The 14,240-nt window shown below is 72.4% G+C and carries 13 protein-coding genes and 1 pseudogene; 7 read left to right on the top strand and 7 right to left on the bottom strand.

Features of this window, described 5'->3' with window-relative positions; all coding sequences use genetic code 11:
* Positions 1-34: 34 nt before the first annotated feature.
* Together scy and mce are read right to left on the bottom strand one after the other, a co-directional pair.
* Positions 35-4,285 (bottom strand): polarized growth protein Scy, encoded by a 4,251-nt coding sequence (gene scy, locus ACWD6P_RS08255; protein ID WP_451443228.1) that lies wholly within the window; start codon positions 4,283-4,285, stop codon positions 35-37.
* A gap of 207 nt (positions 4,286-4,492) precedes the next feature.
* The gene (gene mce / locus ACWD6P_RS08250; RefSeq protein WP_451443227.1) at positions 4,493-4,933 is read right to left on the bottom strand and encodes a methylmalonyl-CoA epimerase; all 441 of its coding nucleotides are present in this window, start codon (positions 4,931-4,933) and stop codon (positions 4,493-4,495) included.
* Positions 4,934-5,070: 137 nt separating this feature from the next.
* Here mce and ACWD6P_RS08245 point away from each other — a divergent pair, with 137 nt between their 5' ends.
* Together ACWD6P_RS08245 and meaB are read left to right on the top strand one after the other, a co-directional pair.
* On the top strand, positions 5,071-6,282 hold the full coding sequence (locus ACWD6P_RS08245; RefSeq protein ID WP_451443226.1) for an acetyl-CoA C-acetyltransferase: 1,212 nt from the start codon (positions 5,071-5,073) through the stop codon (positions 6,280-6,282).
* A 53-nt stretch (positions 6,283-6,335) separates the two neighbouring features.
* Positions 6,336-7,295 carry a methylmalonyl Co-A mutase-associated GTPase MeaB gene (meaB, locus tag ACWD6P_RS08240; RefSeq protein WP_451443225.1) on the top strand — a complete coding sequence of 320 codons (960 nt, stop codon included), beginning with the start codon at positions 6,336-6,338 and terminating at the stop codon, positions 7,293-7,295.
* A 76-nt stretch (positions 7,296-7,371) separates the two neighbouring features.
* Here meaB and ACWD6P_RS08235 read toward each other — a convergent pair whose 3' ends face one another.
* Positions 7,372-8,055: a PepSY domain-containing protein gene (locus ACWD6P_RS08235; protein ID WP_451443224.1), complete on the bottom strand. Its 684-nt coding sequence runs from the start codon at positions 8,053-8,055 to the stop codon at positions 7,372-7,374.
* Positions 8,056-8,185: 130 nt separating this feature from the next.
* Between ACWD6P_RS08235 and ACWD6P_RS08230 the strand changes: the two genes are divergently transcribed.
* Positions 8,186-8,848 carry a response regulator transcription factor gene (locus tag ACWD6P_RS08230; protein ID WP_451443223.1) on the top strand — a complete coding sequence of 221 codons (663 nt, stop codon included), beginning with the start codon at positions 8,186-8,188 and terminating at the stop codon, positions 8,846-8,848.
* 4 nt (positions 8,849-8,852) lie between these two features.
* Positions 8,853-10,268 (top strand): sensor histidine kinase, encoded by a 1,416-nt coding sequence (locus ACWD6P_RS08225; RefSeq protein WP_451443342.1) that lies wholly within the window; start codon positions 8,853-8,855, stop codon positions 10,266-10,268.
* Positions 10,269-10,307: 39 nt separating this feature from the next.
* Here ACWD6P_RS08225 and ACWD6P_RS08220 read toward each other — a convergent pair whose 3' ends face one another.
* The 4 genes from ACWD6P_RS08220 to ACWD6P_RS08205 form a co-directional block, all read right to left on the bottom strand.
* On the bottom strand, positions 10,308-10,784 hold the full coding sequence (locus ACWD6P_RS08220) for a MarR family winged helix-turn-helix transcriptional regulator (protein WP_451443222.1): 477 nt from the start codon (positions 10,782-10,784) through the stop codon (positions 10,308-10,310).
* Between the two features lie 118 nt (positions 10,785-10,902).
* Positions 10,903-11,697 (bottom strand): AIM24 family protein, encoded by a 795-nt coding sequence (locus ACWD6P_RS08215; protein WP_451443221.1) that lies wholly within the window; start codon positions 11,695-11,697, stop codon positions 10,903-10,905.
* Positions 11,694-12,344, bottom strand: a complete 651-nt coding sequence (locus ACWD6P_RS08210; RefSeq protein WP_384488130.1) for an AIM24 family protein — start codon at positions 12,342-12,344, stop codon at positions 11,694-11,696. The genes ACWD6P_RS08215 and ACWD6P_RS08210 overlap by 4 nt, the downstream gene beginning before the upstream one ends.
* On the bottom strand, positions 12,344-12,982 hold the full coding sequence (locus tag ACWD6P_RS08205) for an AIM24 family protein (RefSeq protein WP_451443220.1): 639 nt from the start codon (positions 12,980-12,982) through the stop codon (positions 12,344-12,346). Before ACWD6P_RS08205 ends, ACWD6P_RS08210 begins: the two co-directional genes overlap by 1 nt.
* Positions 12,983-13,183: 201 nt before the next feature.
* Here ACWD6P_RS08205 and ACWD6P_RS08200 point away from each other — a divergent pair, with 201 nt between their 5' ends.
* From ACWD6P_RS08200 to ACWD6P_RS08190, 3 genes and pseudogenes are all read left to right on the top strand, one after another.
* Positions 13,184-13,534 carry a DUF3817 domain-containing protein gene (locus ACWD6P_RS08200; RefSeq protein ID WP_451443219.1) on the top strand — a complete coding sequence of 117 codons (351 nt, stop codon included), beginning with the start codon at positions 13,184-13,186 and terminating at the stop codon, positions 13,532-13,534.
* A complete protein-coding gene (locus ACWD6P_RS08195; RefSeq protein ID WP_451443218.1) occupies positions 13,531-13,827 on the top strand; it encodes an MTH1187 family thiamine-binding protein in 297 nt (98 codons plus the stop codon). The genes ACWD6P_RS08200 and ACWD6P_RS08195 overlap by 4 nt, the downstream gene beginning before the upstream one ends.
* 171 nt (positions 13,828-13,998) lie before the next feature.
* A pseudogene (locus ACWD6P_RS08190) lies at positions 13,999-14,240 on the top strand (hypothetical protein); the annotation flags it as partial.

Here is a 14,240-nt window from a genome sequence, read left to right as displayed (position 1 = left end):
GTTTGATCTGGAGAATGACCCCTCATTTGAGTGGCTACCCTTCAGAGGGCTTGCCACTCGAACGAGTTGCCCCGGCGCCCGCGCCCGCTTTCACCCCGTTGGTCTTCCCCTCCGCGCCCCCACCGGGCGTCTCGAACGACTCCAGGGCTTCCAGAACGTCCTGAACACGGGAGATTTCGGCGTTGATGTCCTCGCGCCGGCGCACCAGGACCTCCAGCTCCCGCTTGCCCTCGTCCACGATGCGGGCGGCCTCCTCCTTGGCCTCTGCGCGCATCCGCTCCGCGTCGCGCACCGCCTCGCCCTTCTTGTTCTCGGCCTCCTTGATCAGGCCCTCGGCCTTCTTCACCGCCGCGATCCGGACCTTGCTCGCCTCGCTGTTCGCGTCCGCCATCATCCGGTCGGCCTTCTCCTCGGCCTCCACCTGCTGGGCCGTGGCCTGCGCGATGAGCTTGTCGACCCGCTCGCCGGCGTTCTTCATCGTCTCCGCCGACTCCCGGCGGGCCCGCTCGTGCAGCTCCTCGACCTCGGACTCGATCCGCTGACGCAGCTCCTCGGCGCGCTCCCTTATGGCCGTGGCGTCCCCGCGGGCCTCCTCCAGCAGCGAGTTGGCGTCCGTTCGGGCCTTCTCGACCCGCGCGTTGCCGTCGGCCGTCGCCTCGGTGACGATCCGGTCGGCCTCCTTGCGGGCCGCCCCGACCATCGTGTCGGCCTGCTCCTCGGCGGCGGTGGCCGCCTTCAGCGCCTCCTCCTGCGCCTTGGCGACGAGCTGGTCGGCCTGCTCGGCGGCGTCCCCGCGGCGCTTGGCGGCGTCCTTACGGGCCTCGTCGAGCAGCCGGTCCGCCTCCTGCTGGGCCTCGCCCAGGGTCTGCTCGGCGACCGCCTCGGCGTCCTCCTTGATCTTCGCGGACTCGCTGCGGGTGCGGTTGGCGTGCTCCTGCGCGGCGGTGACCGTCTCGGCCGCCTCCGCCCGCAGCCGGTCCGCCTCCGCGGTGGCCGTCGCGACCGTCCGGTCGGCCTGCTCGCGGGCGTCGGCCCGGGTACGGTCCGCGTCCCGCTCGGCGTCGGCGGCGGTCTTGGCCGCCTCCTTGCGCAGCCGCTCCGCCTCGGTGGCGGCCTCCGAGATCAGCTCGTCGGCCTGCTCCGCGGCGTCCGAACGCGTCTTGTTGGCCGCCTTGCGCGCCTCGTCGCCGGTCTGCTCGGCGTCCTTGCGCGCACTCTCCAGCACCTCGGCCGCCTCGGCCCGCAGCCGCTGCGCCGCCTCGGTCGCCTCCGCCACCAGGGTCCGCGCCTGCTGCTCGCCCTCCGTGCGCAGCCGCTCGGCGGCCTGCTCGGCCTCCTGGACCGTACGGTCCGCGTCGTCCTGCGCCGAAGACGTCAGCTCGGTGGCGTCGGTGACGATCCGTTCGGCCTCCGTGCGGGCCTCGGTGATCAGCCGGTCGGCCTGCTCCGCGGCGTCCGAGCGCATACGGTTCGCGTCGTCCCGCGCCTCCGCGCGGGCCCGCGCCGCGTCCTGCTCGCCGGCCGCCAGCGCGTCCGAGGCGTCCGTACGCAGCTGCTGTGCCTTCGCCGCCGCGTCCCCGACCAGCTTCTCGGCCCGTGCGGTCGCCTCCGCCACCAGATGCTCGGCCTGCTCGGCGGCCTCCGCCCGCGCCGTGTCGGCCTCCCGGCGCGCCTCGTCCAGCACACCGGCGGCCTCCGCGCGCAGCCGCTCGGCCTCCTCGATCGCCTCCGAGACCGCCCGCTCCGCCAGGGCCTTCGCGGCCTCCGACGCCTCCTGCGCCTCGCGCCGGATCCGCGCCGCGTCCTGCGAGGCGCGCTCGCGCTCGTCGTAGGCGTCCGTACGGACCCGGTCCGCCTCCTCCTGCGCCTCCGACTTGGTGCGCTCGGCGGAGTGCTCGGCCGCCGAACGCAGCCCGGCGATCTCCTCGGCGGCCTGCTCGTGCAGCCCCGCGACCGACTCCCGCACCTGCTGCGCGGTCTGCTCGGCCGCCGCCACCAGCTCGGCCGCGCGCCGGTCCGCCTCCTCGACCAGCCGCTCGGCCTCCGCCTGCGCCTCGCTCACCCGCGTACGGGCCGACGCCAGCAGCTCCTCGCTCTGCTCGCGGGCGGCCGTGCGCTCCTGATGGGCCTCCTCGCGGGCCTCGCCCAGCAGCTGTTCGGCCTCCCGGCGCCGCCGCGCGGCCTCCTCCTGGGCCGCGGCCAGCGCCTGCGCCGCCTCCGTACCCGTGCGCTCGGCGGCGGCCGCCGCCTCCGCGCGCACCCGGTCCGCGGTCTCCTGGGCGTCCGCCTTCAGCCGCTCGGCCTCGGCCGCGGCCTCACTGCGCAGCCTCGCTGCGACCGACTCGCTCTCGGAACGCGCCGCCGAGGCGTCCGCGGCGGCCTCACCGCGCAGCCGCTCGGCCTCCTCCTCGGCCTCCTGCTGCAGCGTCCGGCGCCGCTCCGCGGCCTCCGCCTTGAGCCGGGCCGCCTCCTCCTGGGTCTCCCGGCGCAGCCGCTCCGCCTCCGCGCGGGCCTCGCGCAGCGACTCCTCGGCGGCGGCGACCTTGTCCTCCGCCTCGCCGCGCAGCCGGTCCAGCTCCGCCTGCGCCTCGGTGCGCCGCTCCTCGGCGGCCTCCTCGGCCTCCGCGCGCAGCCGCGCCGCGGCCTGCTCGGCCTCGTCGGTCACCAGCTCCGCGGCCTCGGCGCCCTCGGTCAGCAGCTGTTCGGCTTCCTTACGGGCCCGCTCCAGCGCGTCCTCGGCCTGCCGGCGCAGCGCCGTGGCCCGCTCGATGGCCTCCGTCCGCACCCGCTCGCTCTCCGCGACGGCACCCGAACGGGTCTCCTCGGCGTCCGACTTGGCCTTGGCCAGCAGGTCCTCGGCGGTACCGGCCGCCTCCTCGATCTGCTGGACCGCCTCCCGGCGGGCCTCGCTGCGGATCCGCTCGCCCTCGGCGACCGCGTCGGCGCGCAGCTGCTCCGCCTCACCGCGCAGCCGCCGCGCCTCCTCCTGGAGTTCGACGGTCTTGGCGCGGTACTCCTTGGTGTCGTCCTTCGCCGCGCCCTTGAGCTGCGCCGCGGTGTCATGCGCCTCCTCGCGCAGCCGGTCGGCCTCGGACTCGGCCTCCCTGCGCAGCCGTTCGGCCTCCTCGGCGGCCGCCTTGGTGGTGGCCTTGGCGTCCTCGGAGGCCTTGGTCAGCACCTCCTCGGCGGTACGCGCGGCCTTCGCCAGCTGCGCGGCGGAGTCCTCCGCGGCCTTCGACCGCGCGGACTCCTGCGCCTCGGCGACCAGCCGCTCGGCCTCCGTACGGGCGTCCGCGCGCAGCTGCTCGGCCTCCGCCTTGAGGGCCTCGGCCTCCTTGGTGGCCTCACCGACCAGCCGGGCGATCTCCGCCTTGGCCGTACGGGTGCGCTGCTCGTTCTCCGACTCGGTCGCCGACAGCCGCTTGGTGGCGCTCTGCTGCGCCTCCTCGACCAGCTTCTCCGCCTCGGCGCGCGCCTCGCGCAGCGCCGTGTCCGCCTCCTGGACGCGGGCCTCGGCGGTGCGGGTCAGCTCGGCGGCCTGCCGGCGCGCCTCCTCGGCGTCGGTGCCGGCGCTGGTGCGCAGCTGCTCGGCCTGGTCGGTGGCCTCCTGGGCCTGGTTGGAGGCGGCGTTCAGCAGCCGCTCGGCATCCGTACGCGCCCGGCGCAGGATGGATTCCGCTTCGGCGCGGGCCTCTTCGGCCTCGGTGCCGAGCCGCTCCCGGGCCCGCTCGACCAGCCGCTGCGCCTCGGCCCGCGCGGACGCCAGCGACTGCTCGGCCTCCGCCCGGGACTCCTCCATCAGCCGGCGGGCCTGCGACTCCGTACGGGCGCGCAGCTGTTCGGCCCAGGCGACGTTCTCGTTGACATGCGATTCGACGGTCTGCCGGCGCTCGTTGAGCTCCTCGTCGAGGCGCTGGCGGCGGCTGACCGCCTCGGCGTGCAGCTCGGCCTCCAGCCGGGACTGCCGCTCGGCCTGCTCCTGGAGCAGCCGCTGGGTCTGCGCCCGCGCCTCGCGCAGCTCGCGCTCGGCGTCCGAGCGCAGCTGGTCCGCCTGGATCTGCGCATTGCGCAGCAGCTGTTCGGCCTGGTGACTGATGTTGTCGTAGGCAGGGCGGGTCGCGAGGTTGCGGCGCGCCTCATGCAGCTTGGCGCGCAGCACCTCGACCTGGTAGCCGAGGTCGTCGGCGTGCTGGACGGCCTTGTCCCGCTCGGTCTTCAGCCGCTCCATCTCGGCTTCGAACTGCGAGAGGTGGTCGTCAGCCTCGTAGCGGTCGTTGCCCCGCACTGCGCGGTCCCATCCGTCCCCTGGTCATGGTGGCGGCCGGCTCCGGTACTGCGGCGGTCGACCCGTACACGTCACGTCGTACGGACTCGCGCCCATTGGAGCTGACCCTTCCGAAGAAATGGTGTCAGATCATCGGCAGAGTATGGGCCGAGCCCCACTCCCGTACCCCGGCCGAGGCTGCACTCTACCGGCCGGGGAACGTGAAGGTCAGTGGTCCGTCGCGGCAGGGGGCGCGGCGGTGACGAGTTCGGTGAGCACGCCGTGGCAGTCCTTGGGGTGCAGGAAGGTGATCCGCGACCCCATCGAACCCGTCCTGGGCTCGTCGTAGAGGACCCTTACGCCCTTGTCGCGGATGGCCTCGGAGTCGGTGTCGACGTCCGCGGTGCCGAAGGCGATGTGGTGGACGCCCTCACCGTTCTTGGCCAGCCATTTGCCCACTGCGGAGTCCTCGCGGGTGGGCTCCAGCAGCTGCAGGTACGAGGCCCCGCCGTCCGAGGTCTCATTGATCTTGAGCATGGCTTCCCGGACGCCCTGCTCCTCGTTGACCTCGGAGTGGAACACCTCGAAGCCGTACGTGGCACGGTAGAACTCGACAGTCTTGTCGAGGTCGAAACAGGCGATCCCGATGTGGTCGATGCGCGTCAGCATGGCTCCAGTGCACCCCTCGCATGGCTGGTTACGCAACGTGCGCGCGATCACACTTGCTTGCCGGTGACCCGGCGCGTACCGCTCAGTACATTGACGGGAACCCTCGTTAACTTCCCGGCAAAGGAAGGCCGCATCGCATGTCTGAAAGCAACGGCACGAACGGCACCACATCAGTCATCGTGGCAGGCGCCCGTACCCCCATGGGGCGGCTCCTGGGATCCCTGCGGACCTTCTCCGGCGCCGACCTGGGCGGTGTCGCCATCAAGGCGGCGCTGGACCGGGCGGGCATCGGCGGCGACCAGGTGCAGTACGTGATCATGGGCCAGGTGCTGCAGGCCGGGGCGGGACAGATCCCGGCGCGCCAGGCGGCCGTCAAGGCCGGCATCCCCATGAACGTCCCCGCGCTGACCGTCAACAAGGTCTGTCTCTCGGGCCTCGACGCCATCGCGCTGGCCGACCAGCTCATCCGCGCCGGCGAGTTCGACGTCATCGTCGCGGGCGGCCAGGAGTCCATGACCAACGCCCCGCACGTGCTGCCCAAGTCCCGTGAGGGCTTCAAGTACGGCGCCGTCGAGATGCTCGACGCGATGGCCCACGACGGCCTGACCGACGCCTTCGAGAACATCGCCATGGGCGAGTCGACCGAGAAGCACAACACCCGGCTGGGCATCGCCCGCCCGGAGCAGGACGAGATCGCCGCGCTCTCCCACCAGCGGGCCGCCGCCGCCCAGAAGAACGGGCTGTTCGAGGCCGAGATCACCCCCGTGGAGATCCCGCAGCGCAAGGGCGAGCCGGTCGTCTTCAGCAAGGACGAGGGGATCCGCGCGGAGACCACGGCGGAGTCGCTGGGCAAGCTGCGCCCCGCGTTCGCCAAGGACGGCACGATCACCGCCGGCACCTCCTCGCAGATCTCGGACGGCGCGGCCGCCGTCGTCGTGATGAGCAAGGCGAAGGCCGAGGAGCTGGGCCTGGAGTGGATCGCGGAGATCGGCGCGCACGGCAATGTCGCGGGCCCGGACAACTCGCTGCAGTCGCAGCCCTCCAACGCCATCAACCACGCGCTGGGCAAGGAGGGCCTCACCGTCGGCGATCTTGACCTGATCGAGATCAACGAGGCCTTCGCGGCCGTCGCCGTGCAGTCAATGAAGGACCTCGGGGTATCCCCGGAAAAGGTGAATGTCAACGGCGGTGCGATTGCCCTGGGCCACCCGATCGGCATGTCCGGCGCCCGCATCGTGCTGCACCTCGCCCTCGAACTGCGCCGGCGGGGCGGTGGTGTGGGTGCCGCCGCGCTGTGCGGTGGCGGTGGCCAGGGTGACGCGCTGATCATTCGCGTACCGGGTAAGTAAGCGCGTACGGGCGGGCCGGACGCGGACGAGCGAGCCGAAGGAGACGGGCAGCGATGGTGGACGTCCCCCAGCTGGTGGAGCAGGCACGGCAGGGCCGGCCCAGGGCGGTGGCCCGGCTGATCTCCCTTGTGGAGGGGGCGGCGCCGGAGCTGCGCGAGGTGATGGCCGCGCTGGCGCCGCTCACCGGCAACGCCTACGTGGTCGGGCTGACCGGCTCACCCGGCGTCGGGAAGTCCACCACCACCTCCGCCCTGGTGACGGCGTACCGCAAGGCGGGCAAACGGGTCGGCGTCCTCGCCGTCGACCCGTCCTCGCCGTTCTCCGGGGGCGCGCTGCTCGGCGACCGGGTGCGGATGAGCGAGCACGCCTCCGACCCCGGTGTCTACATCCGCTCGATGGCCACCCGCGGCCACCTGGGCGGCCTGGCCTGGGCGGCACCGCAGGCGATCCGGGTCCTGGACGGGGCCGGCTGCGAGGTGATCCTCGTCGAGACGGTCGGCGTCGGGCAGTCCGAGGTGGAGATCGCCTCGCAGGCCGACACCAGCGTGGTGCTGCTCGCGCCCGGCATGGGCGACGGGATCCAGGCCGCGAAGGCCGGAATCCTGGAGATCGGCGATGTCTATGTCGTCAACAAGGCCGACCGGGACGGTGCCGACGCCACCGCCCGGGAGCTCAACCACATGCTGGGGCTGGGCGAGTCCCGGGCGCCCGGGGACTGGCGCCCCCCGATCGTCAAGACGGTCGCGGCCCGCGCCGAGGGCGTCGACGAGGTCGTCGAGGCCCTGGAGAAGCACCGCGCCTGGATGGAGGAGCGCGGTGTGCTGGCCGAACGGCGCCGCGCCCGTGCCGCCCACGAGGTCGAGGCCATCGCGGTGACCGCGCTGCGCGAGCGGATCGGGGACCTGAGGGGGGACCGCCGTCTGGAGGCCCTCGCCGAGCGCATCGTGGCCGGCGAGACGGATCCGTACCGCGCCGCGGACGAGCTGGTGGACGGGGTGACGAACGGGGGCTGACTTGCCCCGGCGCGTGCGGGACCGGGGGCGCCACGCGCCCCCGGCCACGTCGGGCTCCGTCAGCCGCGCACGGTCCTCAGTCGTCCGCGCCGTCGTTGTCGTCGTCGTCCGCGTCGTGCGCCGGGGCGGCGCTCACCTTGCCGGTCTGCGGGTCGACCAGCAGCTGGTGCTCCTTGCCGTCCTTGGTGACGGTCTCCACCTCCCAGACGGCCCGGGACCGGTGGTCGCCGTCCAGCTCGACGGAGGTCACCGTGCCGTGCGCGGCGGCGCTGCGGGCGGCGGAGGCGGCGTCGGTCCGCGCGCCCTTGAGCGCGGCCTGCTCCCGGGCGTGATCGTCGTCGTCGCCCCGCTCGATGTGCTGGTTCAGCACTCGCGCGGTGCCCGCGTCGAGCGTGAGCTCGTGCCACTTGCCGTCCTTGCCCAGAACGTCCGCGTCCCAGACCAGGCCGGGCCGGTCGGTGTCCAGGTCGAGGCTCGTCACGGTGCCGGGGACGGCCTTCAGGGCGGCGGCCGCGGCCTGCGGAGCGGTCACCTTGGCGGCGCCGGCCTCGCGGGCCTCCTCCCGGCCGTCGTCGTCCGCGTCCCGCAGCTGGATGCTGGACTGCTGGGCCTGCTGCGCCGAGGTCTGCTGCGCCGAGGTCTGCGCGCCGGACCGGACGCTGCCGGGGCCGCTGTCGTTGTTGACCGCGACGGCGGTGACCGTGCCCCCGGCGACCAGGGCGGCCGCGGCGGCGGTGGCGATGACGAGGTGGCGCTTCATGTTCTTCTCCCCTGAGATCGGCTGTGCCAGCGCTCTGCGAACGCTGTGCCACCACCATGGCCGGGCGAAGCTGAAGGGGAGCTGAAGCCACCTGAAGGGGTCTTCAGGATCGGCCTGGCAAGGTACGGGTATGCGCCTGTTGATCGTGGAGGACGAGAAGCGGCTGGCCCTGTCGCTGGCGAAGGGCCTGATGGCCGAGGGGTACGCGGTCGACGTGGTGCACGACGGCCGGGAGGGACTGCACCGGGCGGGTGAGGGCGGCTACGACCTGATCGTGCTCGACATCATGCTGCCGGGCATGAACGGCTACCACGTCTGCGCGGCGCTGCGCGCGGCCGGCAACGAGGTGCCGATCCTGATGCTCACCGCCAAGGACGGCGAGTACGACGAGGCCGAGGGGCTGGACACCGGCGCCGACGACTATCTGACCAAGCCGTTCTCGTACGTGGTGCTGGTGGCACGGGTGAAGGCGCTGCTGCGGCGGCGCGGGCGCAGTGCGCAGCCCGTGCTGCGGCTGGGGGCGCTCGCCATCGACCAGGGGGCGCGCCGGGTCGAGCGGGACGGTGTGGAAGTGGCGCTGACCACGAAGGAGTTCGCCGTGCTGGAGCAGCTGGCCGTGCGCTCGGGCGAGGTGGTCTCCAAGGCGGAGATCCTGGAGCACGTCTGGGACTTCGCGTACGAGGGCGACGTCAACATCATCGAGGTCTACGTCAGCGCGCTGCGGCGCAAGCTGGGCGCCGGGCACATCGTGACGGTGCGCGGCGCGGGGTACCGGCTGGTGGCCGGTGGCTAGGGTGCTGGGCTCCGTACGGGCCAGGGCGGCGGCCGGGGCGACCACGGTGGTGGCGCTGGCGCTGATCGCGGCCGGCGTCGCGGTGCTGCTGGTGCTGCGCGGCAATCTGCAGGAGCAGGCCGGTCTGGAGTCCGAGGTCGCGGCCCGCGAGGTCGCCTCGCAGATCGCCACGGGCACCGCGTACGCGAAGCTCGATCTGCCGGACGGCGACGAGCATCCGGTGGTGGTCACCGACGAGGACGGCCGGGTGCTGGCGGTGGGCGAGGAGGTGCGGGCGATCGACCGCAAGCCCGTCACGGGCCCGGGGCAGGGTGCCGGGGCGGCCGCCTCGGCGCAGCCGCCGGAGGACGACGACGGCGACGATGACGACGACGCGACCGGGCTCAGGCCCGGTGAGGTCGATGAGGACGTGCACCACCAGGACGGGACGGCGGACGTCGGCGGCACGGTCGCCGACTACCGCTTCGCGGTGGTCGAGGCCAAGGACGTCCAGGGGAAGCAGGCCACGGTGCGGGCGGGCTCCCCGCTGGCGCCGGAGCGGGACGCCGTCGCCTCGGTGCGCGACGCCATGCTGATCGGGCTGCCGCTGCTGCTCGTGGTGGTGGCGGGCGTGACCTGGCTGGTGACCCGGCGGGCGCTGCGTCCGGTGGAGGGGATCCGCGCGGAGATGGCGGAGATCACGGCGAGCACGGACCTGTCGCGGCGGGTGCCGGAGCCGCCGGCGCGGGACGAGATCGCCCGGCTGGCGCGTACGACCAATGAGACGCTCGCCGCGCTGGAGACCAGCGTCGAGCGGCAGCGGCGCTTCGTCGCGGACGCCTCGCACGAGCTGCGCAGCCCGATCGCGAGCCTGCGCACCCAGCTGGAAGTGGCCGTGGCGCACCCGGACTTGCTGGACGTACCGGGCGCGGTGGCCGATACCGTACGGCTGCAGCGGCTGGCGGCGGATCTGCTGCTGCTGGCCCGGCTGGACGCGGGGGAGCGGCCGGCCGACACCCGGGTCGATCTGGCGGCGATGGTGCGCGAGGAGAGCTCGCAGCGGGTCGGGGACCGGATCCCGGTGCAGGTGGGCGAGCTGGCGGGGGCGGAAGTGGCCGGGTCCCGGAGCCAGTTGGCGCGAGTGCTGGGCAATCTGCTGGACAATGCGCAGCGCCATGCGGCCGCGTCCGTGCGGGTGGCGGTGGTGCGCACGGGGGAGTGGGCGGTGCTGCGGGTCGAGGACGACGGGCCCGGGGTGCCGGCGGACCAGCGGGAGCGGATCTTCGAGCGGTTCGTACGGCTCGACGACGCGCGGGCGCGGGACGACGGCGGGGCCGGGCTGGGGCTGGCCATCGCGCGGGACGTCGCGGTACGGCACGGCGGCTCACTGGCCGTGCGCGAGGGATCGGTGTTCGAACTGCGGCTGCCGCTGGCCGACTGAGCCGGCGCCGCGGCCCCCCGGCGGGGCCGCGGCATCGGCTCACAGACCGCCGCGGTGCGAGCGGAGGTGTTCGGCCACGGGGGTGAGCGAGGTGCGCAGCGCTTCGAGGTCCTCGGCGGTGAAGAGGTCGATGAAGTGCTTGCGGACCGAGGCGACATGGTGCGGGGCGACCCGGCGCATGGTGTCCCAGCCCTCCTCCGTCAGCACGGCGTACAGGCCACGACGGTCCGACTCGCAGCTCTCGCGGCGCACCAGACCGGCGTTCTCCATCCGCGTGATCTGGTGGGAGAGACGGCTTTTGGACTGCAGGGTGCTGGCGGCCAGGTCGCTCATCCGGAGCCGGTGGTCCTCGGCCTCGGAGAGGTTGACCAGGATCTCGTAGTCGTTGTTCGTCAGCCCGAACGGCTGGAGATCGCGCTCGAGTTGGTGCATCAGCAGTCTGCTGACGTCCAGATGAGTGCGCCAGGCACGCTGCTCCTGGTCGGTCAGCCAGGGGGTGTCGCTGTCGGTCGTCATGGATGAATTCTATCCGTAAAAGTTGAATACTGAATTAATCGCGCTGAGGGGTGGCGCCGCCGGTCGGCTGGGGTCGGGTGGGGGCAGACGTTCGACGTCACGGTCCGCAGACTACCGCTCACAGCCCGAAGCGGCGTTGGAGGCTCCCGAGGTTGCCGGGCAGTTGGGGCAGTTGTGAGCCACTTTGCGGGGCCTGCCCGCCGCCGTGCGGACCGTGCCCGCCGCCGCCCGGAACTCCCGCCTCCGTCGGCACCGCGCCGGTCGCCAGCTCCGGCATCAGCTGCTCCGTCGACTGCAGCAGGACCGTGCCGGCGCCGACGAACTCGAACTGGTGCTCCTCGCCCGAGGCCCCGCCGATGCCGGTGTGCGCCCGCAGCCCGCCCAGGAATCCCCGCAGGTACTGGTGGTCGTAGTGGTGGCAGGGGGAGGGGCAGTCCGCCCAGCCGACGAGCGCCTGCGGGTCCACCCGCAGCGGCGGCTCCATGAAGACCACCGGCCCGTTGGACGCGGCCACGAACTTGCCCGTCCCGATGAGGGTGAGGAAGCCCGGGATGATCGACTGCTTCAGCGACAGAGATGGCTGAAACGCGAGCAAGTTGCCCGAGCGAATAGTGAGGTTGCCCTCATCCAGATCGAAGGAGTTCACATCGAAGGCACGGTCCGCGAGCAGCATCTTTCCCTGGCCCTCGGCAACGACCCAGTCCGCGGCGTGCAGTGGCGAATGAAAACTTCCGGCGATCAGCCGGTCCAGCCGGCCGTGCCCGATGCCGTGGAAGTCGATCCGCCCGTAGTAGGCGATCATCTTCCCCTTCTGCAGGAACCACTGGCCGTTCAGATCGACGCTGAAGGCATACGGACTGACGTTGTCGTCGGCGGGGAGCGAGTGGACGTCGTGGACGACGGGACCGGTCACAGCTTCTCCTCCGACGCCTGGACGTAGACGGTGCCCTGACCCGACAGCTCCAGCTGGAAGGCCTCGCCCGAGCCGCGGCCGACCATGTCGCGCCAGCCGAGCGCCGTGGACAGTTTGTTGCGGACGTCGCCGCGGTGGGCGACATAGGCCTGCGGGTCGACATGGACCGGGCGCTGGGGCGTGATCGGCAGCTCGATGACGCCGCCGTGGGCCATCACCGCGGCCGAGCCGACCCCCTTGAGGGTCGTGGTGAACAGGCCCTGGCCGGTGACCTGGCCGCGCACCATGCCCATCACCCCGCCCTGCGAGCCCATGAACATCGTGCCCTGCTGGAGCGAGCCGTCGAAGGCCAGCAGCCGGTCGGCCTCGACGTACAGCGTCTCGCCCGTCAGATCGACGACCTGGACATGATGGCCGCCGTGGCCGAACATCACGGTGCCGCTGCCTTCTACGGTCATCAGGGGCGTGGCCTCGCCGGCGATCCGGCGGCCGATCATCGAGCCGACGCCGCCCTGGCCGCCCTGGATGTTGGGGGTGAAGCTGACCTCGCCGCGGTAGGCGAGCATCGCCCCGCGCTGGCTGAACATCCGCTGGCCGGGCCCGATCCTGGCCTCCACCATGCGGGAGTTGAGCGCCGTGAACGGCATCAGACCTCACCGCCCACGGTGTTGCGCTCGCTGGGCTGTACGTACACCAGGCCCTCGCCCTCGAAGCGGATCTGGAAGGCCTCGCCGGAGCCCTCCCCTAGGAAACTGCGGAAGTTCACACCGGACTGGAAGTGCTGCTTGAGGTCGCCGGTGTGCGCGACATACGCGCCCGGGTCGACCTGGAGGGGGTACTGCTTGGTGACCCGCAGCACCACCGCCGGTCCGTGGGAGGTGAGCGCCGCCTGGCCGCTGCCCTCGACCGTCGTGGTGAACAGGCCGTTGCCCTGCGAGGCGCCGCGCAGGCCCGTGAACGTCGTGCCCGTATGCAGCGAGGCCTCCGTGCACAGCAAATTGCTGGCCTCCACGAACAGCTTCTCGCCGCGCAGCTGCACCAGGCTGATCTCGCTCGCGCGATCCGCGAAGTAGCACGTGCCGTGGCCCTTCACCTCCATCACGGCCATCTGCTCACCGGTCAGCCGGCGGGTGACCATGCCGCGCAGCCCCTCGCCGCCGCCGGTCATCTTCTTGAACGACATCTGGCCGTCGTATGCGACCATCGCGCCGTTTTTCGCCTTGACGGCGTCGCCGGTCATATCGACGGCGAGCACCTTGCTCCCCTGGAGCCGAAACTGAGCCACGCGTCAGACGGTAGTCGGCCCGGACTGCGCGAGGGAGACTCTTCGCCCCTGACGTCGCCCTGAGATCTCCCGGACACCCGGTCCGGGGCGCGCTCCGGCAGCCCCGCGCGCGGCGATCACCGGGGCGGCTGTAACAATGGGACGACGCTTGTGAACTCCTGCACAAGCGAGCTCCTCGCCCGCCACCCGAACGAGGTTCCCGTGGACATCAAGACCGCCGCCGCCCTGCACCGCCTTCGCCTGGCCTCCATTCCCGAGGCGATCTCCTTCCCGGCGCTGCTGATCTTCGGTACCGGCTTCCGTCTGGCCTTCGACTACGACTCCCTGGTGATGCCGCTCGGCCTGATCCACGGCCTGCTCTTCCTCACCTACGTGGTGCTGCTGCTCGATGTGTGGAACCGCACCAAGTGGTCCTTCAAGCGCGTGGCCTTCTTCTTCCTGCTGGCGATCGTGCCCTTCGGCGGCCTCTACGGGGACCGGGTCCTCAAGCGCGAGGAGGAGGCCGGCGTGATCGCCGCCCGGGCCCGCAAGGAAGGCGTCGTGAACGCATGATCGTCGCCTTCTCCGTGAGCCCGCTGGGCGTCGGCGAGGACGTTGGTGAGTACGTCGCCGACGCGGTCCGGGTCGTCCGCGACTCGGGGCTGCCCAACCGTACGGACGCGATGTTCACCTCCGTCGAAGGCGAATGGGACGAGGTCATGGACGTCGTCAAGCGCGCGGTCGCGGCCGTCGAGGCCCGCTGCGGCCGGGTCTCGCTGGTCCTCAAGGCCGATATCCGTCCCGGAGTGAAGGACGGACTGACGTCGAAGGTGGAGACGGTGGAGAGGTATCTCTCCGAGGGATAGTTTGCCGACGTTGTCGGCTGTCCCGCCGTGGGGGTTGGTCGCCGTTGCTCCCCCACTGCCTGAACGGCGTGGGAGGTGCCCCCACGCGGCGGGCTGTTGCCGCTGCGCGGGGCTGTTCGGCTGCGGGTGCGGCCCTCCAGACTCCGTCCTACGGTCCGCCCCCTCCCGTGGGTGGGTGGGAAGGATTCGTCTGCCGTCGTCGATGCTGCCGGACCCTCGCCGTCGTGGCTGATCACCGTTGCGGCAGATGAGGGGCAGGGCGCGCCCCCACGCACCTTCCTCCACCCACCCACGGGAGGTGGCGGGCCGGAGGGGCAGGGCATCGACTTCACCCACCAGGTGGCGCTGGCACTGCGCAGCGACCCGCTGCTGCAGGCCGGCACCCGTATCGCGGTCGAGACGACGTTCAGCGA

The organism is Streptomyces sp. NPDC002446 (genome assembly GCF_053595675.1).
This window is presented reverse-complemented; position numbering and strand designations above follow the sequence as displayed.